Origin of the sequence: uncultured Imperialibacter sp., from assembly GCF_963974565.1 — a bacterium.
Lineage (GTDB): Bacteria > Bacteroidota > Bacteroidia > Cytophagales > Cyclobacteriaceae > Imperialibacter > Imperialibacter roseus.
Window position 1 is genome coordinate 49877 of sequence record NZ_CAXBCJ010000016.1, and the last position, 16602, is coordinate 66478.

17 protein-coding genes are annotated in these 16602 nt (G+C 48.2%); 9 read left to right on the forward strand and 8 right to left on the reverse strand.

The genetic code is table 11. The features are described 5' to 3' along the window. Nucleotides 1-18: 18 nt before the first annotated feature. From AAC052_RS19840 to AAC052_RS19870, 7 genes are all read right to left on the reverse strand, one after another. Entirely contained in the window at nucleotides 19-771 is a 753-nt protein-coding gene (locus AAC052_RS19840; protein WP_339815183.1) for a membrane or secreted protein, read from the reverse strand. 110 nt (nucleotides 772-881) lie between these two features. Continuing rightward, entirely contained in the window at nucleotides 882-2006 is a 1125-nt protein-coding gene (gene dnaN / locus AAC052_RS19845) for a DNA polymerase III subunit beta (RefSeq protein WP_317487681.1), read from the reverse strand. Nucleotides 2007-2120: 114 nt separating this feature from the next. Then, nucleotides 2121-3059: a hypothetical protein gene (locus AAC052_RS19850; RefSeq protein ID WP_339815184.1), complete on the reverse strand. Its 939-nt coding sequence runs from the start codon at nucleotides 3057-3059 to the stop codon at nucleotides 2121-2123. A 4-nt stretch (nucleotides 3060-3063) separates the two neighbouring features. Beyond that, complete coding sequence (gene gldG, locus AAC052_RS19855; protein WP_339815185.1) at nucleotides 3064-4749, reverse strand: gliding motility-associated ABC transporter substrate-binding protein GldG; 1686 nt, start codon at nucleotides 4747-4749, stop codon at nucleotides 3064-3066. Next, nucleotides 4746-5471, reverse strand: coding sequence for a gliding motility-associated ABC transporter permease subunit GldF (gene gldF, locus AAC052_RS19860; protein ID WP_339815186.1), 726 nt, complete (start codon nucleotides 5469-5471; stop codon nucleotides 4746-4748). The genes gldG and gldF overlap by 4 nt, the downstream gene beginning before the upstream one ends. A gap of 3 nt (nucleotides 5472-5474) precedes the next feature. Then, nucleotides 5475-6401 (reverse strand): gliding motility-associated ABC transporter ATP-binding subunit GldA, encoded by a 927-nt coding sequence (gene gldA, locus AAC052_RS19865; protein ID WP_317487685.1) that lies wholly within the window; start codon nucleotides 6399-6401, stop codon nucleotides 5475-5477. 24 nt (nucleotides 6402-6425) lie between these two features. Beyond that, a complete protein-coding gene (locus AAC052_RS19870; protein WP_339815187.1) occupies nucleotides 6426-7130 on the reverse strand; it encodes an SDR family NAD(P)-dependent oxidoreductase in 705 nt (234 codons plus the stop codon). A gap of 24 nt (nucleotides 7131-7154) precedes the next feature. Here AAC052_RS19870 and AAC052_RS19875 point away from each other — a divergent pair, with 24 nt between their 5' ends. The 3 genes from AAC052_RS19875 to AAC052_RS19885 all read left to right on the forward strand — a co-directional run bounded on the left by AAC052_RS19875 (nucleotide 7155) and on the right by AAC052_RS19885 (nucleotide 9717). Continuing rightward, on the forward strand, nucleotides 7155-8240 hold the full coding sequence (locus AAC052_RS19875; RefSeq protein WP_339815188.1) for an acyloxyacyl hydrolase: 1086 nt from the start codon (nucleotides 7155-7157) through the stop codon (nucleotides 8238-8240). A 13-nt stretch (nucleotides 8241-8253) separates the two neighbouring features. Beyond that, complete coding sequence (locus tag AAC052_RS19880; protein WP_339815189.1) at nucleotides 8254-8982, forward strand: DUF2807 domain-containing protein; 729 nt, start codon at nucleotides 8254-8256, stop codon at nucleotides 8980-8982. An 87-nt stretch (nucleotides 8983-9069) separates the two neighbouring features. Then, nucleotides 9070-9717 (forward strand): hemolysin III family protein, encoded by a 648-nt coding sequence (locus tag AAC052_RS19885; protein ID WP_317487689.1) that lies wholly within the window; start codon nucleotides 9070-9072, stop codon nucleotides 9715-9717. Here AAC052_RS19885 and AAC052_RS19890 read toward each other — a convergent pair. Next, a complete protein-coding gene (locus AAC052_RS19890) occupies nucleotides 9714-10541 on the reverse strand; it encodes a purine-nucleoside phosphorylase (protein ID WP_339815190.1) in 828 nt (275 codons plus the stop codon). The two genes, AAC052_RS19885 and AAC052_RS19890, sit on opposite strands and share 4 nt — an antisense overlap. Before the next feature lie 146 nt (nucleotides 10542-10687). Here AAC052_RS19890 and AAC052_RS19895 point away from each other — a divergent pair, with 146 nt between their 5' ends. From AAC052_RS19895 to AAC052_RS19920, 6 genes are all read left to right on the forward strand, one after another. Then, nucleotides 10688-12724, forward strand: a complete 2037-nt coding sequence (locus AAC052_RS19895) for a S9 family peptidase (protein ID WP_317487691.1) — start codon at nucleotides 10688-10690, stop codon at nucleotides 12722-12724. A 267-nt stretch (nucleotides 12725-12991) separates the two neighbouring features. Beyond that, complete coding sequence (locus tag AAC052_RS19900; RefSeq protein WP_339815191.1) at nucleotides 12992-14170, forward strand: hypothetical protein; 1179 nt, start codon at nucleotides 12992-12994, stop codon at nucleotides 14168-14170. Next, nucleotides 14163-15194 (forward strand): hypothetical protein, encoded by a 1032-nt coding sequence (locus tag AAC052_RS19905; RefSeq protein ID WP_339815192.1) that lies wholly within the window; start codon nucleotides 14163-14165, stop codon nucleotides 15192-15194. The genes AAC052_RS19900 and AAC052_RS19905 overlap by 8 nt, the downstream gene beginning before the upstream one ends. An 80-nt stretch (nucleotides 15195-15274) precedes the next feature. After that, nucleotides 15275-15502: a UPF0175 family protein gene (locus AAC052_RS19910; protein WP_339815193.1), complete on the forward strand. Its 228-nt coding sequence runs from the start codon at nucleotides 15275-15277 to the stop codon at nucleotides 15500-15502. After that, complete coding sequence (locus AAC052_RS19915; protein WP_339815194.1) at nucleotides 15486-15950, forward strand: DUF3368 domain-containing protein; 465 nt, start codon at nucleotides 15486-15488, stop codon at nucleotides 15948-15950. Before AAC052_RS19910 ends, AAC052_RS19915 begins: the two co-directional genes overlap by 17 nt. Before the next feature lie 20 nt (nucleotides 15951-15970). Next, complete coding sequence (locus tag AAC052_RS19920; protein ID WP_339815195.1) at nucleotides 15971-16600, forward strand: DUF1080 domain-containing protein; 630 nt, start codon at nucleotides 15971-15973, stop codon at nucleotides 16598-16600. Nucleotides 16601-16602: the final 2 nt, after the last annotated feature.

A 16602-nucleotide genomic window follows, 5' to 3' on the forward strand; every position in this document is an offset into this window, starting at 1 on the left:
AACTGCATCGGAGAACGATCATCTCTTAGACCACACTTCGTAAATAGGATCACCTTTGCTGCTCAAACCGCTGTGGTGCCAGGCTCCTTCTTTCAGTGAATAATCGAACTGCAAGGCTGCCCCTACCCGAGTGTTGTCTCTGGAGAAGAACTCTATGTTCTCAGTGTACTTTCCTCCTTTGGTGGTGTAATTGCCTCCGCCGGTGCCAAAAAACTCTCCAGTTGAAGTGTTGTAGGCGATCCACTGGAAGCGTGTACCTGACAGGATTTTCATGGTTTTACGTGGGCCGCTTGTATCCCGGTTAGCGATGCTCCCGTCGTCGGCTTTGCGACCAGACATGAGCCAGGGCCCCATCAGCGCTCCGGGCTTTCCTTTATCTACATTAGTGAAGGTATAGTAAATTGACCCATCGGAACTGCTGACAGTAAAACCATCTTTGGTCTCTTTCAAATTCAGTGTCGTTGGTTGGCCGACAGAGGAAGGGTCTGAACTGTTAAATTCCAGCGTGACTGAAAGTGAGTTGTCAGTGTTAGAATAGCTACCTCCCAGGGTGGTGATAAATGAACCGTCAGCTTCGGCATAGGTAGCCATGGAAAAGTATCCTTCGGTCATCACAAGCATGTGTTTTGCAGGCTTTCCACCTACGGAAGCTGAGCTACTCCACGCACCAGAAAGATCCAGCTTTCGATACGAGTCAGCAGAGGTGAACGAAAAACTAATCGAGGCCGCAAGGGCTATGCAGACAATTGCCAGTAAAGTGTATCTCTTCATGGGTGTGTGTTTGAGTTAATAACTCAAATTAATGAAAAACAATGACACACTAAAGCCTCAGTAGAGGCTACTGGCGAGAAAAAAGATGATCGGCTCAAAACGAGTTTAGCTTACACGTAATTGTTAAGCATTACCGGCATTACCAGCATGAGGAGGTCTTCATTCTCATCTTTGTCAACCGGGACAAGCAAGCCTGCTTTGTTGGCAGCCTGAAGTTTAAACGAAATCTTTTTCGACTCAAGGTTACTCAACATCTGAATGAGGAACTGGGCATTGAATCCGATTTCAATATCTTCTCCATCGTGCTCACACGAAAGTCTTTCGTTGGCCTCATTCGAGAAGTCAAGATCTTCAGCAGAAATCATCAGTTCACTGCCTGTGATTTTAATCCTTACCTGATGAGTGGTTTTGTTGGCGTAAATCGCAATCCGCTTCATGGAGCTGAGGAACTCCAGGCGGTCGATGGTCATGATGTTATTGTTTTCCGCCGGAATGACGTTGTCGTAGTCGGGAAAGCGCTCGTCGATGAGGCGGCAGATCATCTTAACATGATCAAACTTGAAATAAGCGTTTGACACGTTGAACTCCACACTTACATTGGTGTTTTCTCCCGGAAGTGTTGTTTTAAGCAGGTTCAGCGCCTTTCTGGGGATGATCATTGAGTTCGTTACGTCGGCAGCCACATCAACCCGGCGGTAGCGTACGAGACGGTGGCCGTCTGTGGCTACAAAAGTGGTATTGGTTTCGTCAAGCTTGATGTAAACGCCAGTCATGGCCGGGCGAAGCTCATCGTTGCTGGTGGCGAAGAAGGTATTATTGATGGCTGTTGCAAGCACGTCCGAAGATATGTTCACCGAAAAACCGTTGGTTACTTCAGGCACCTTAGGGAAGTCGGTAGCGTTTTCGCCTGAAAGCTTGTAGCGCCCGTTGTCGGAGCTGATCTCGATGCTATAAGTGTCTTCGTCGACAGAAATGGTTACTGGCTGCTCAGGGAGGTTAGAAAGGGTTTCCAGCAAAATCTTGGCTGGCACTGCAATGCTGCCGTTTTCTTTGGCCTCCACTTCTATTTCGGTAATCATAGAAGTTTGCAGGTCAGAAGCCGTCACTTTCAATGTTCCGTCGGTAATCTCAAATAGAAAGTTTTCAAGGATAGGCACTACCGGATTAGTGGTAATCACTCCTTTGATAGCTGATAGTTGTTTGAGTAGATATGATGACGAAACAATGAATTTCATAGAATTTCTGTATTGTAAGGTAAGATTGTTAACCCGGCAAAGTTATAACAAAAATTAGATTTGAGGGTAATAAAATGCTATTCCAATTTTAAACAACGAAAGAGGCAAACTAACCTATTTTTCAGGCCTCAAATCATCCAGCGAAATCAGTAGCGAACGGACCCGCCCTGCATCGCAAACAGAGTAATTTCCTGCTTCATCCTTTAGCAGCACATAGGGCTGATCGGTTGGGCCGGGGTAGACATCAAGCTCCGTATTCTTCGCAGAATCAATGTCCCTCAACCTGATGGTTGCCACAGGTGTTGCGTCCATCAGACTGTCATAAACGGGAATTTGCCCCTTGCTGATGAACTCATTGGTAAAAAAGGACTCGTACTGCTGAATGTAGTTTTCGAGCACAAGGGTGTCTGCTTCCGGCAAGTCGGCCACTTTCAGGGTGGTCTTGTCAAAGGCGATGGTTACATCTTTCTTCTGATCATCGACATAGTCGATTGTTAAAGACTGGATCGAGCGCCAGTCGCTGGAAAACAGCAGCCTGTTGCGCCACTGGTTTTCGGTAAATTCAAAGATGCCGGAAACATAGTTGGGATAGCCGGGCAGCTCCACCTGATACACCTTGCTCTCCCCCGCCAAGGTGAAGTAGGATTCGGTTTTCGAAGGGTTGCCAGCGGCAGTAAACTCGGCGAGCATACCCTGCCCTCCACTGATAATTACTTTTCTGCCTGAGGCCATCCACTGCTTTACTTCAGCCAGCTGACTTGGCCCCACTTCTCTTTTTACCCTCACCAGTTTCAGCACACCCACAAGGAAATTTCGGATGGATCGATCCACTTTGTACTTGTCGTTGACCAGCCATTTGCCATTTACTTTGCTCAATATCACGCTGTTTTCATCGGAAATCATCTCAATGCGTGAGATTTTGGTTGTGTCGGATAGCTCCAGTAAATCGTACCCCACAATGGATGTTTCGGATGGACGGCCAGCCCACCATGTGCCGACAATTAGCAGCAGCAAAACGCCCAGAGAAATAAGTAGTGTGGTGTTTTTATGCATGGCCTTAGAACCTGGTGTATTTTCTCTTTCTTAGGAACATTTTAGCGATGCCGAAGAGCAGCAAAAGCACCAAAGGGCCTGCCAGATTCAACACCTGCCAGAATGTGCGGCTTTCATCGATCTTCTGCTTATCGAGCGGTCGTATCTTCACCTCCCGGTTTCTGGCTAAAATCAACCCATCGTCGTCCATAAGGTACTCAAGGGCATTGACAATGAAGTCCTTATTGGCATACACTTTTTGTGAAATAGGGTCGATACCGAGCTCCATTGGCTGCCCGTTTTCCGGATTCAGCTCATTGCGGATGAAATCGCCATCTGCCACCACCACTATTTTTGAGGGCACTCCCTTTTCCCTGAAACCGGTTTTATTTACGCCTCTTGGAAGCGTCCTGTTTCTATAAAGCGAATTAAACGGGCCTTCCAGCAAATAGGCCACTGGCTGACTACCCTGGTTGAACGCCTCGGGGTTGATGCCTCCCCGGATATCGTTGAGGTTGACCCTGACAGGCGACGACAGCACCCTGGATCTTTCCGAGGTGAACATCAAAGGCGTCTTTACGATGCCGTCGGCTTTTACTGTGTCGATGGTAGAGGTGAATCGGAAAATGACTGCATCAAGGTTTTTGACCACAGGGTGATCTGAAAACCGATTGACCTCCGGGAAAAACGGCCAGGGGATCAATTTCACCTGAGGTTGGTCGCCCACCATGCCATCGATGACCAGGAATTCTCCGCAGCTTAAGTCTTGCACAAAGTTCTGGTTGATACGTGCCCCGTAGTTGAAAAGCAGGTCAGTGAGGTTGTGTTCAATGGGGAAGGCGATGGTGCCTGCGCCCTCTGCCCCTGCCATGTCGACGCTAAGCGCATCAATGAAAAACAGCAGCTTGCCCCCACTCATGACGTACTGATCGAGAAGGTATTTTTCGTTTTCACTAAATTCCACCGAGGGCTTTGCGACCACGATAGCGTCAAACCCAGCCAACGGCTGCACCTGCCTGGCCAGCTGAATGGCACTCACCTCATACTTTTCCATCAGCAACGACTGAAAACCAGCCAGCGCCAGTGTGTCAATGGCGTAATGGTCAACAACTACCCCTACCCTCTTTCTATCGTTGTTCACCAACTGTTTGATGGCATAGGCAAGGTTATATTCCGCTCCCTCTATCGACTGGTTGAGCAGCTCCTCGTTGCCATCGCCTTTGTTACCCTTGAGCAGCATCACGCCAGCTTCCCTGCCTCCGTAGGAAATCAACGCCCCAGGATACAACCGACGGCGGACAGTATTGCCGTCTTTGGTGTAGCTCAGGTCTGTAGGTTGAATACCTTTAGCGCTCAGCTCCATCATCATTTTTTCCTGTGCCTGGCGAGAGCCTCCTGCTACGGGATTCTTGAAAGTAAACTCAAGGTTTTTGCCACCATACACGCTGAACTCTTCCAGCGTCTCCCTGATCGATTTCTGAAGCCTTTTCAGGTTGGAAGGCAGCTCTCCTTCGAGGTACACTTCCACATACACCACCTCGTCGAGGTTACGCAACAATTCTTTAGTTGGCTCAGAGATAGAATATCTTCCTTCCTCGGTAAGGTCAATGCGGAGTGGCCAGGTATCCGCCAGCATGTTTACCCAAACGACCAGAAAAAGGCCATTGAGCAATATCAACCATCGGGTCACCTGTCTGCTTTTCCAGTTCATATCCTTTGGTTGAGTTTAAGTCTGGTTATCAGCAGGAATATGAAAATTACACTCAGAAAATAGACAATGTCCCTGGAATCGAGCAGCCCCTTGCTCAGCGAGTTGTAATGTGTAAGCATGCCCAGCTGTTCAAGGAACAATGAGTAGCTGCCCCACACGTTGATGGCAGCGATAGAGTTGAAGCCCGTGAAAAGGAAAAAGCAGAGGAATACAGCCAGTATAAAAGCAATGATTTGGTTTTCTGATAACGACGATGCCATTAGACCAATCGACGTGAAAGCGGCCCCCAACAAAACCAACCCGACATAGGAGCCTAGGATGCCAGCGGTGTCGAGGTTGCCCGGAGGATTACCCAACGATGAAATAGAGAAATAGTAAAGAGCAGTGGGCAGCAAAGTAAAGACGACAAGAAAGAGGCCTGCCAGGTATTTGCCCCCGATAATCTGCACTTCAGACAGCGGCCGGGTCAGCAGCAGTTCAAGTGTTCCACCTTTTTTCTCTTCAGCAAAAAGCCGCATCGTGATCGCAGGTATCAAAAACATCAGCACATAAGGCCCAAGGCTGAATAGAGTCTCCATATCGGCGTACCCATAGTCAAGTACGCTCGTTTCAGGAAACACCCACATGAGCAGGCCAATGCCGGTAAGGAACACCGCTATCACCACGTAGGCAATAAGTGAATTGAGGAAGCTATTGACTTCTTTACTGAAAACTGTCCACATAGGCTAAGAAACTGTTTCTTGTGTGAGTTCCTTAAATATATTTTCCAGAGAGTTCTCCTCTTGCTGGATGCCCAACAACGGCCAGCTATTTTCACCCGCCAGCTTGAGCAGCGACGGTCGAATGTCCTTGTCAGCATCGATTGTAAGCCGGATCTTCCTGGCGTCGATGGTCTCTATATTGACTACTTCCTTCATTTTATCCAACCCGGCAAAGCTGCTCATTTCTTCCGAAAACTCCAGTACCACATAGGTTTGGCCTTTGGCCTGCTTACCCAGCTCTTTCACGGTGCTGTCGGCCACTTTCTTCCCCTTATTGATGATGATGACCCTTTCGCAGATAGCAGTCACCTCCTGCATGATGTGGGTAGAAAACACCACGGTCTTTTCTTTACCTATCTCTTTGATTACATGGCGGATTTCCAGGATTTGGTTTGGATCGAGGCCGGTGGTCGGTTCATCGAGGATAAGTACCGGTGGATTGTGGATCAGTGCCTGAGCTAAGCCCACCCGCTGGCGGTAACCTTTCGACAGCTGGCCGATCAGCTTGTTTTGCTCTACTCCCAGGCCGCACAGGTCAATCATCTCCTTTACCCTGCTGGAAAGGGCATTGCCTTTGATTTTGTGCACATGGCCAATGAAAGCAAGGTACTCATGCACGTACATGTCGAGGTAGAGCGGGTTGTGTTCGGGCAGGTAGCCCACGTGGTTGCGCACTTCAGCCGATTGGGTTTCGACGTCGTAACCAGCCACGGAAATCGTTCCTTCGGTGGGAACAAAATAGGTGGTGGCCATTTTCATGGTAGTGGACTTACCCGCACCATTGGGGCCTAAAAACCCGAGAATTTCTCCTTTCTTAGCCGAAAAAGAAAGATGATCAACCGCTCTCTGAGCGCCGAAAACCTTACTTACATTTTGTACCTCTAGCGACATATCCTGAATGCAACCCCAAAAATATTATTTTTTAGGCTTTCCTTGTGGTCTTAGGGGTCTTAATTCAATATCGCCTGGCAAGTAATTTGGGTGGGTGTCCAATAACTCGACTACCGACTTGGCAATATCTTCCGGCCGCATCATGTTTTCAGGTGGCGTAGAGGTATGTCTGCCTTCGAAGAAATGGGTATTGGTAGAGCCCGGATACACACCAGTGACTTTGATGCCAAAGTCCCGGAGCTCCATCATCATGGAGTGTGTGAGTCCGGTTACCGCATGCTTGGTGGCGCTGTAGGCTGCGTAGCCTTTCACACCATTGAGTCCCGCAATAGAGGAAATGTTAATGATATGCCCGAAGTCGTTTTGCTTCATTTGCGGCACCAGCAGCCTGGATATGTAGAAGATGCTGTCGACATTGGTGCGAAACATTGTCTGCCAGTCTTCGGGCTTGGTGTCCTCAAAAGCCGAAGGAATGCCAAGTCCTGCATTGTTGATCAGAAAGTCGATAGTGTTGCCAAATTTAGCTATTGTGGTCTTGTAGGCAGCTTCGATCGACTCCACCGACTGCACATCGGCGCTAATAAACTGAAAATCGTTGTCTGAAATTCCCGGGTCTGTTCTGCTCCAGCCAGCTACCTTCACTCCCTTCTCTAATAGTTCCTCTACAATGGCAAGCCCTATTCCCTTGCTCGCTCCTGTTACAATTGCTGTTTTACCTTTCAAAATCATACTTTTGAGTCTTTCACTTGTTCGATGCGCTACACGCTTGCAATAATCTTTATTTTCAATCTACTATCAAATGTTTTCGGACAAAGCATTAGTTCCATCGAAGCATCACAAAGTATTGAATTGACTGGTGAGTATGGCTCCTTCTTTTTCAATGAAAAAATTCCCCACCTGACTAACACCGCCCTCAGCGGTTTTAGTGTCGGCTATCAAAAAACACCAATCCCTTTGTACAATTGGGCCAACACCCGCAAAACTTTTTCCTTCCATGCAAAGTTGACTTACCTCGACTTCCACAACAAAAACCTGGGGAAGGCCGTCGGTCTGCAGGCCTTCCTTGACATACCTGTCGTTCAGTGGGAAGAATCGACCATTTACGCCAACACGGGTGTAGGGCTGCTCTACTCCGGCTCTCATTTCAGCATAAAAGAAAGTAACCTCAACTTTGCCATTGGCGCTCCGCTTAGCTACAAAATCAATTTTGGTGTTGGGTTCAAAAGACACTGGGGCCAGAGATGGTACAGCCGGGCGGAATTATCCTTTATGCACATTTCGAATGGTGGCATTAGGGTTCCGAACCTGGGGCTCAATAGTGCACAAATGGCCGTTGGAGCTGGCTACATTTTTTCGCAAAAAGAAAAGGTGTTTGAAGCGCCTAAACCTGGCCTGCAGCTGGCAAGAAAAAGCCATTGGCTTCTCCAGTTTGGTGGGGGGCTGAGGCAACCGGAGTGGCTTCTGGCAAAAAAGTATGCGCTGGTTTACCTCGGGGTTCTGAGAGAAAGGCTGTTTTTTGAAAAAGTCTATCTTGGCATAGGCGTCGACTACTTTTATGATTGGGCGACTAAGTATGAGGTGAGCACGGGCATCGTGAGTGGGAACGGCCTTCATCACAGAGTAGGCATCCTCGCTCAACAAGAGTGGCTATTTGGGCGAATGGGTTTGCAGGCAGGGCTTGGCTACCATGTGGTGAAGCAAACCGCCGACCCCGACTGGTACCAGAAGGCAGGCCTGAAATTCCATATCAACGGCAAGTTCTCAGTAGCCAGTCACCTGATTGTCAGGAACTTTCAGGGGTCTTACGCAGTAATTTGGGGAGGTGCCTATGCGTTTTAGTAGCAGACACATCTTGCATATATCATTGGCAATGCTCGGTGGGCTAACTGGGTCAGCCTGTCAGGATGGGTTTGTTGACCGGTGCTTTGAAAAATACGGCCGGGAGGTGGTAGAGGAAATAGAATTGAAGAAGTTCACCAGCCTGGAAATCATGGATGACATTGAAGTAGAGCTGGTGAGCGGGGCCTTTCAACAGGTAGTGCTTACTACCTATGAAGAGTTGCTACCCAATGTGACGTTTACAGAAATTGACCAGGGCTATCGGGTGGAAAATACCACCGCCTGCCTTTGGAACAGCCACTACAAGAGTCCAAAGCTGACAATCTCTTCGCCTGACCTGAACTTCATTGTTCACCGAAGCACCAGCCCGATGTATAGCAAAGACTCCATCCGCCTCGACCGGCTCTGGCTGGCCATTCATCTCAGCTATACAGAGATAGACCTCACCATAAAAACGGGTGGGTTTGTGCTGAGAAACTACGGCAAGTCCAACGTAAAAATTAGTGGCACCAGCGACTACGCCGACCTGTTTGTCAACCAGCAGGTGTCGTTGGTGGATTGCAGCCGACTTAGGGCAAAAGTGGTGGTGGTAGAGCACGAAGGCCTCAATGACATGAGAGTATTCCCTATCGATACATTAAGAGGCAACATCAGCGGCTATGGAAATCTTATCTATTTCAATGAGCCAAAAGCAATTAAGGTAAGCATCGACGGTAGCGGAAAGCTTCTCTCTTATGATTAAAGAGGTTGCTCTGTTCTTTCTACATGAAGCAACCTCTTTAATGACTACATTGGGGCACTTTTCCTGGTCATAAACTATTAGTAAACTATGGAAGCTTCAGCACATCGACCACAAACCCTCAAAGAGGAAATAGCCAATAGCCTCACCCACGGCATCGGCATCCTCTTCAGTGTGGTGGCCATCTCCTTGTTAGTCACTTTCTCGGTTTTAAATGGCTCAGCCATTCACGTGGTGAGCAGCAGCATTTTTGCAGGCTCGTTTCTCTTGCTTTATACCTTTTCAACGCTCTATCATGCCTTTCAGCACGAGCAGGTGAAAAGACTACTCCGCACATTCGACCACATCAGCATCTATATTCTCATTGCCGGCACCTACACACCCTTCTTGCTTTTGGGAGTAAGCGGAGCACTCGGATGGGTGTTTTTCGGAATCATCTGGCTGCTGGCCGTGCTGGGCATCATTTTCAAGGTGTACTACCAGTACCGTTTCCCCAAAGCCTCTCTCATATTCTATTTAGGCATGGGATGGATGGGCGTTTTCCTTATTAAGCCCCTTTTTGCCTCGCTCGACGCCACTGTTTTGTCACTGATTCTTGGCGGCGGCGTGAGTTATACGCTGGGCACCATCTTTTTTGTGCAAAAGAAAATGATGTATGCCCACGCCATCTGGCATTTGTTTGTGCTGGGAGGCACCATTACGCATTTTATTGCGATGATGTTTTTGCTGCAGGTTTAGTCACCCGTTGACTCCACCATCCTGCTCACCATCTTCTTCAACAATGGCTCTGCTTTTTGAGCAGCATCTACTATTTCCTGAAGGTTTACCTTTTTGATAAGGCCTGGCACACCCATGTCGGTGATGATGGAAAGGGCAAACACCGGAATTTCCATGTGTCGGGCCACAATCACCTCAGGCACGGTGGACATGCCCACTGCGTCGGCGCCTATGATCCTGAGATACTTATACTCTGCCGGCGTTTCCAGGTTAGGACCTTCAACCCCTGCGTACACCCCCTCTTTCAAATCGATGCCTTCCTCTTTCGCAATCTGTCTCGCCAGCTTCATCATGCCCCTGTCATAAGCCTCGCTCATATCGGGGAAGCGGTCGCCCAGGGTATCCAGGTTTTTACCTCGCAGGGGGTTTTCTGTGAACAGGTTAATATGGTCAGTCACCATCATCATGTCGCTGTTTTGGAAGTCGGGGTTCAACCCGCCAGAGGCATTCGACACAAAGAGGCGCTTAATGCCCAGCAGCTTCATCACCCTCACCGGCAGGGTCACCTGCTGCATGCTATAGCCCTCATAGAAATGGAACCGGCCCTGCATCACCACCACAGGTACCTGGCCAATATGCCCGAAAATGAGCTTGCCTTTGTGAAACTCAACCGTTGATACCGGAAAGTGGGGAATATCCTTGTAATCAATCACATCAGCTATCGTCACTTCATCCACAAGGCTGTGGAGACCAGTGCCGAGAATAATCCCCGTTTCGGGCCGGACAGCCGTTTTGCTTTGAAGAAATTGACTGATCTCCTGTATTTGAGTGATTGGGACGTGCATGTATAATGTTCTTAAAGAAAAATCTGACCAATCTACTCTTCAAGAATTGCTTTTGAAAATAAAACTTTGGTGATTTATCTGCTCTTAGCTCTATATTAGCTTCCGACCCCAACACCCCTCTTATTCTTATTCTAAGCTCATCACCTATGAAAAAGTATTTTCTGCTTTCCCTTCTTGTGACTTCTGGGCTCGCTTTACACAGCCAGTCGTTGAAAAATCCTTCATTTGAAGAAGTGCTCTCGCTGCAATCTGCAGGCAGCCCGCACATATCTCCTGACGGAAAAAACGTAGCCTTCACGGTTAATTCCACCGACTGGGAAGAAAACAGGTTTGATACGGAAATTTGGTTATCAAAAAACGGTGGCACGCCGTTTCAGCTTACCAATAACACGAAAAGCAGCAGTACGAGCCCCAAGTGGTCGCCCGATGGGCAATGGATTGCCTTTCTGTCAGACAAAACTGGCAAAACACAGATTCAGGTCATCCGGCTGGAGGGCGGCGAGTCGGTGCAACTGACTGACACAAAAGGAAGCATTTCGAATTTTGAATGGGCGCCCGATGGTAAACAAATTGCCTTCACACAAGCCGAAGACAAAGAGAAAGCTGAGAAGGCAAGAAAGGAAAAGTTTGGCGGCTTTGAAGTGGAAGATGCCGAATACAAACTAAACAGGCTGTGGCTGACGACGTTTGATCCTGAGAAATTGTTTAAGCAAGAGCTTCCAAAAGACAAAAAGGACACGACGAAAAAAGACGAGACTACCAAAATTTTACTGGACAGTGTGAACTACACGGTAACCAACTTTCTATGGTCGCCTGACGGAACGAAAATCGCTTTCAACCATCAGCCAGATCCTTTCATTACTTCGTTTATTAAGTCCGATATTTCGATACTGGATGTGGCCACAAAAAAGGTAACGCCGCTTGTTAAAAACAAAAGCTCCGATGGGCTTGAGGCCTGGTCGCCCGATGGGCAGTGGATTCTTTACAGCAGCTTCCTAAGTGACACCACTTCTAATTTCTACAAAAATGAACAGCTGTTTAGAATAAAACTGGATGGGTCCGCAAACACGCAGTTAGCAAAATCGTTCGATGAAAACCTGGGTTCCCTCGTGTGGAACCCGCAGGGGATATTTGGCATTGCCTACCAAAAAACGGTGCGCCGCATTTTCTTTGTTGACCCCGACAACGGAAAGTTCAAGCCCATCTTTACTTCTCCAGCGAGAATTTACGGCATGTCGTTCACTGGCGACGGCGAGGTAGTCGCTTTCTCGGGTGCTGAAGACAATTCCCTGACAGAGATCTACACAAGCCCCATCAAGGCTGTGGCGCAAAAGAAGCTCACCAACTTTACCGGGCAGCTTTCTGACTGGGCCACTGCCGACAGCGAAGTAGTCAGCTGGAAAAGCAAGGATGGTGCTACCATTGAAGGCATCCTCAGCAAGCCAAAGGATTACGACCCTAAAAAGAAATATCCGTTGCTGGTCATCATCCATGGCGGGCCAACGGGCATCTCCACTCCGTCACCAGTTGCCAGTTATGTTTATCCCCTCAACCAGTGGGTCAACAAAGGTGCTCTGATTTTACAGCCCAACTACCGGGGCTCCGCAGGTTACGGCGAGGCTTTCCGTTCGCTGAATGTAGAGAACCTGGGCGTGGGTGATGCCTGGGATGTGTTGTCAGGTGTGGAGTCGCTGGAGAAAAAGGGCATCGTCGACAGCAACAAGATAGGCTGCATGGGCTGGAGCCAGGGTGGCTACATCTCTGCCTTTCTCACCACCAACTCTGATAAATTCAAAGCCATTTCCGTGGGCGCCGGTATTTCCAACTGGGTGACTTATTATGTCAATACCGACATACACCCGTTCACCCGGCAGTACCTCAAAGCCACACCCTGGGCCGACATGGGCATTTACCTGAAGACATCGCCCATGACCCATATCAACAACGCCAAAACGCCTACGCTGATCCAGCATGGCGAGTTCGACAAGCGGGTGCCAATTCCCAACGCCTACGAATTGTATCAGGGTTTGCAAGACGTAGGCGTGACTACCAAACTCGTTGTTTACAAGGGCTTTGGCCATGGCATTACCAAGCCTAAGGAAAGGCTGGCAGCTGTCTGGCACAACTGGCAGTGGTTTGGTAAGTACATCTGGGGAGAAGAGATTGAGGTGCCGGAGGAGTAACCTGACGAAAAACCACGGTAGCCAATCAGCAGTAAAGTTTGTTTTACAGTCTATTGTAACATTAAATTCTTTCGACTAGATTTCCCTTAGTTTCCCGTACTGCCGCAAGCAGATTAGCCTTTATTTTTTTATAACAGCCAGCCCATTCGGCCTGGCAATTTATTTTGTTTTAGCAAGGCAATCCAATGCTGTCATTGACACAAAACGCTATGTAGGCAACACTACACAATAGCACCGACCACAACTCAACTGAACCGTTCCATTCATATGAAAAAATCATTTTATCTGCTTTTCCTTGGCCTTGCTGGCATGGGGATTACTGCCTGCAACAGTGGCCAAACGAGCGAAAAAACAAGCTATGCTATTGTTGACGAATTCATCTCACTCCGAAAAAGCAGCTTCTCTGCTCCTGATCACTCCATCTCCAAAACCGATTCAATCCTGACTGACGGGCTTACTTTCTATGACTTAAAGGAAAGCCTGCAAGACTCCGTCAGCTACTACACGGTTTTACTCGGCGCTGAGATAGTGGGAAAGTTTGTCATGCCTGATCAATTCCGCCAGGTGCAATCTCAGCTGGTGTCAACAGCCAATACCGTCAAACTAATTCCTGGTACAGTAAAAGAAATCGAAGATGTTTCCGGAGAAGGCAAAAACGATTTTCTATCCACCTATGAGTACAGCCGAAACGGTGAAAAGATGAAAGAGACGGCTTTCTGGGTAAGAACCGACTCGGTCACTTTGATTTGGGCAGCAGAACCTCAGCTGGTAACAAAATGCGTGGCCAGTTGCTCAGAAGAAGACGGTGGAGAGCGACAGTATCCAGGTGACTGTATTGGCACCGTCACAACTTATGCGGTGGAAGGCGGCGGCGATGGCACCGTGCCCCAGGTAGTCGTAACCACAACAAATATTTTAGCCGATGCCCGGTGCAATAACTGGGGAAACGTGGAGTCAACCAGGGTTTATCAGTGGTTAGGCGACACTGAGGGCGGCATCGACTTCATCTTTCTGGCTGACCGAATGACACCGGAAGAGGAATTGGAAGGCTCAGGGGAGGTAATGGAAATTGACCCGGGTGCGGAAAATCCACTTGATTTGTTAGCTGATCTCCAGGGCCTGGAAATCGCAATGCTTACCGAAAAAGATGGGCAGCTTGTAAGGTTTCTGATATGCGGCGGCGGTGTGCCCCGGCTGACCTTTGACAACGACGACAACGGCTGGGTAATGAGAACTGTCTGGTACCAGGATGCTTTTGACTATCGGATAAAAACGATTTCAGCTGTAGATAACACCTATACTATTTCAACAGACAATGAAGCTATTCCAAAGGTGGAATTCGTTTATTATCCTGACCATGAAACGATAGAGTTCGATGGCAACACTTACGCCATTCACCCCGACAATTACCCCATTGTAAAAGAAACGCCCTGCGACAATGGATAGCCTCACATCGCAAGTCGAATCTATCGCCGACAAAGTAGCGGCTAACCTGGCCTACCTGGAGGAGCAACGCCTGGAAATCATCCAGCGCTACAATTATCGAGTCTACAGAAGGGCGATGGCTGCGCTCGGTATTTTATGTGTGAGTACCATTGTCTTGCTAGTCTCTTTTCCGGCGCTGCCTAAAGTTTTCATCGCTGTCATACCTTTCACAGGTCTCTTTGCCATAAGCTACCCTATCTACATCAGCTATCGTCGCCATCATAAATTCAAAAAACTTCAACTACTGCTCAAAGCGGGTATTTACGAGGCATTTGGTAAAGCCCGTGGGTTCCATGCGAGGACTGAACCTATGTCGCCCGACTTTTTCGAAGAAACATATCTACTGAGAGACCGGCGGTACATGAAGGTGGAAACTGAGTTGCAGCTGGAGGGCACTGCCAACGAACGGCCAATAACAATCGCCGAAATCAAAGTCACCGGAGCGGGCACCACTTCCCGGTCGCAGTCAAACAGCAACAAGGGCGTTATTCAATTCCACGGGCCCGTGGGCACACTGGAGCTGAAGCAATCTTGCTTTCCCCAACCAGTAGTGATCGGGTCTAAAGAGAAGGTGGCAGGCAGCGTCTTGATAGACAGCGCTGTAGACGGCCTACTCGGTGCGACCCTCTCCAAAAAACTTGATGAGCTATTTTCGAGCGAGAAAGTGCTGAGCCAAAACGAAACACAAAAGAAGTTCCACGATCTGTTTTATGTGGTACCCAACGAGAACAAGTTGGTGGAACAGTTTCTTGACGATTCGATCATGAATGTGATGGTTGAGTCAAAATCGTTGATGACATCGCTCGACGTATCAGTTGTTGGGCCAAATATCCATGTAGCGGCCTTTCCGGCTATAGGGCTCGCCCTACAGCACAATAAGCCCATAATAAACAAAGAGGAAATCAAGCAGCATGTACTGAACTTGATGTTGGTTGAGAAAATACTGCTTTATGTGGGGGGAAAGCTGGTTTCTTCGGTGGCTTAAAGTGGTGGCGAAATAAATAGCCAAAAGGGCGGTGCCTAATCATTAGTGACTAGTCAAATTATATTCATTAAATTTGATACATGAAGCAATTCACCATCACTATTCCTGACGGAGTTACCCTCGACGAAAAGGAAACGAAAAGATTCCTTGCAGCGAAGATGTATGAATCAGGCAAATTATCGCTTGGGCAGGCAGCTGAGGTGGCTGGGCTATCGAAGGTGGCTTTTTCTGAGATACTGGCTGACTATGATGTTTCTCTGATTAATTACCCGCCTGAAGATATCCTCAAGGATGCCGCTCAGTTCTGATGTTATCATTTCGGATACCAGCTGCCTTATCCTTTTGCATAAAATTGGTGAAGTAGAGCTATTGAAAAGACTCGGATCCAAAATCTTCATCACACAAATAATAAAAGACGAGTTTGGTATGCCACTGCCAGACTGGATAGAAGTCAAAAACCCGAAAGACATCCACTATCAAGAAATTTTGGAGATGGAGCTTGATCCCGGCGAGGCTAGTGCAATTGCTTTGTCATTGGATCTTGAAAATACTGTTCTGGTCATCGATGATTTAAAAGGAAGGCAAGTTGCTCAAAGACTACAATTAAAATACGCTGGTACTTTTGGCCTCATTTTAAGGGCCAAGCAAGAAGGTATTATTGCTAGTGTTGTCCCCATTCTAGAAAAGGTTAGAAGAACAAACTTCAGGTTTAGTGAAAAGCTGCTTGACTCTATCATTAAGCAAGCGGGAGAATAAGGCCTTAAAGCAAAAATTGTATGACTCAAAACAAAGCCAACTTACTATTCACTTTTTTCCTGGGAATGATGCTTTCCTGCTCCTCCCCTTCTCCAACCACCCTCTTCGACGGCAGCACCCTCACCGGCTGGGAAGGTGATGCCAATACCTGGCGTGTAGAAAACGGGGCCATCGTAGGCGGATCCCTCACCGAAACAGTGCCTCACAACGAATTCCTCTGCACACTTCAGCCGTACGGCGACTTTAAACTCACCCTTAAATACAAACTCGAAACCGGAGGTGGCTTCACCAACGCCGGTGTGCAGTTCAGGAGCGTCCGTGCCACCGAACCCGCTTACGAAATGATCGGCTACCAGGCCGATATCGGCAATGGCTACTTTGGTTCGCTGTACGACGAGTCCAGAAGAGACAAAGTGCTGGCGGGCATCGATTCCCTGGCAGGGGTGCAGCTTTTCAAACCCAACGACTGGAACGACTACCAGATTATTGCCGAGGGGAAACGAATCCAAATCTTTCTGAATGGCGTTCAAACCGTAGATTATACAGAAGCGGACGACGCTATTCCACAAACCGGCCTTATCGGCTTGCAGGTGCACGGAGGCGGAAAGGTGAAAGTGAGCTATAAGGATATCGAATTGACGGAATTTTAGCA

Excerpts from the sequence above, each read along its gene's own strand:
- AAC052_RS19840 (WP_339815183.1), bottom strand. The coding sequence starts at position 771 with ATGAAGAGATACACTTTACTGGCAATTGTCTGCATAGCCCTTGCGGCC.
- dnaN (WP_317487681.1), bottom strand. The coding sequence starts at position 2,006 with ATGAAATTCATTGTTTCGTCATCATATCTACTCAAACAACTATCAGCT.
- AAC052_RS19850 (WP_339815184.1), bottom strand. The coding sequence starts at position 3,059 with ATGCATAAAAACACCACACTACTTATTTCTCTGGGCGTTTTGCTGCTG.
- gldG (WP_339815185.1), bottom strand. The coding sequence starts at position 4,749 with ATGAACTGGAAAAGCAGACAGGTGACCCGATGGTTGATATTGCTCAAT.
- gldF (WP_339815186.1), bottom strand. The coding sequence starts at position 5,471 with ATGTGGACAGTTTTCAGTAAAGAAGTCAATAGCTTCCTCAATTCACTT.
- gldA (WP_317487685.1), bottom strand. The coding sequence starts at position 6,401 with ATGTCGCTAGAGGTACAAAATGTAAGTAAGGTTTTCGGCGCTCAGAGA.
- AAC052_RS19870 (WP_339815187.1), bottom strand. The coding sequence starts at position 7,130 with ATGATTTTGAAAGGTAAAACAGCAATTGTAACAGGAGCGAGCAAGGGA.
- AAC052_RS19875 (WP_339815188.1), top strand. The coding sequence starts at position 7,155 with ATGCGCTACACGCTTGCAATAATCTTTATTTTCAATCTACTATCAAAT.
- AAC052_RS19885 (WP_317487689.1), top strand. The coding sequence starts at position 9,070 with ATGGAAGCTTCAGCACATCGACCACAAACCCTCAAAGAGGAAATAGCC.
- AAC052_RS19890 (WP_339815190.1), bottom strand. The coding sequence starts at position 10,541 with ATGCACGTCCCAATCACTCAAATACAGGAGATCAGTCAATTTCTTCAA.
- AAC052_RS19895 (WP_317487691.1), top strand. The coding sequence starts at position 10,688 with ATGAAAAAGTATTTTCTGCTTTCCCTTCTTGTGACTTCTGGGCTCGCT.
- AAC052_RS19900 (WP_339815191.1), top strand. The coding sequence starts at position 12,992 with ATGAAAAAATCATTTTATCTGCTTTTCCTTGGCCTTGCTGGCATGGGG.
- AAC052_RS19905 (WP_339815192.1), top strand. The coding sequence starts at position 14,163 with ATGGATAGCCTCACATCGCAAGTCGAATCTATCGCCGACAAAGTAGCG.
- AAC052_RS19910 (WP_339815193.1), top strand. The coding sequence starts at position 15,275 with ATGAAGCAATTCACCATCACTATTCCTGACGGAGTTACCCTCGACGAA.
- AAC052_RS19915 (WP_339815194.1), top strand. The coding sequence starts at position 15,486 with ATGCCGCTCAGTTCTGATGTTATCATTTCGGATACCAGCTGCCTTATC.
- AAC052_RS19920 (WP_339815195.1), top strand. The coding sequence starts at position 15,971 with ATGACTCAAAACAAAGCCAACTTACTATTCACTTTTTTCCTGGGAATG.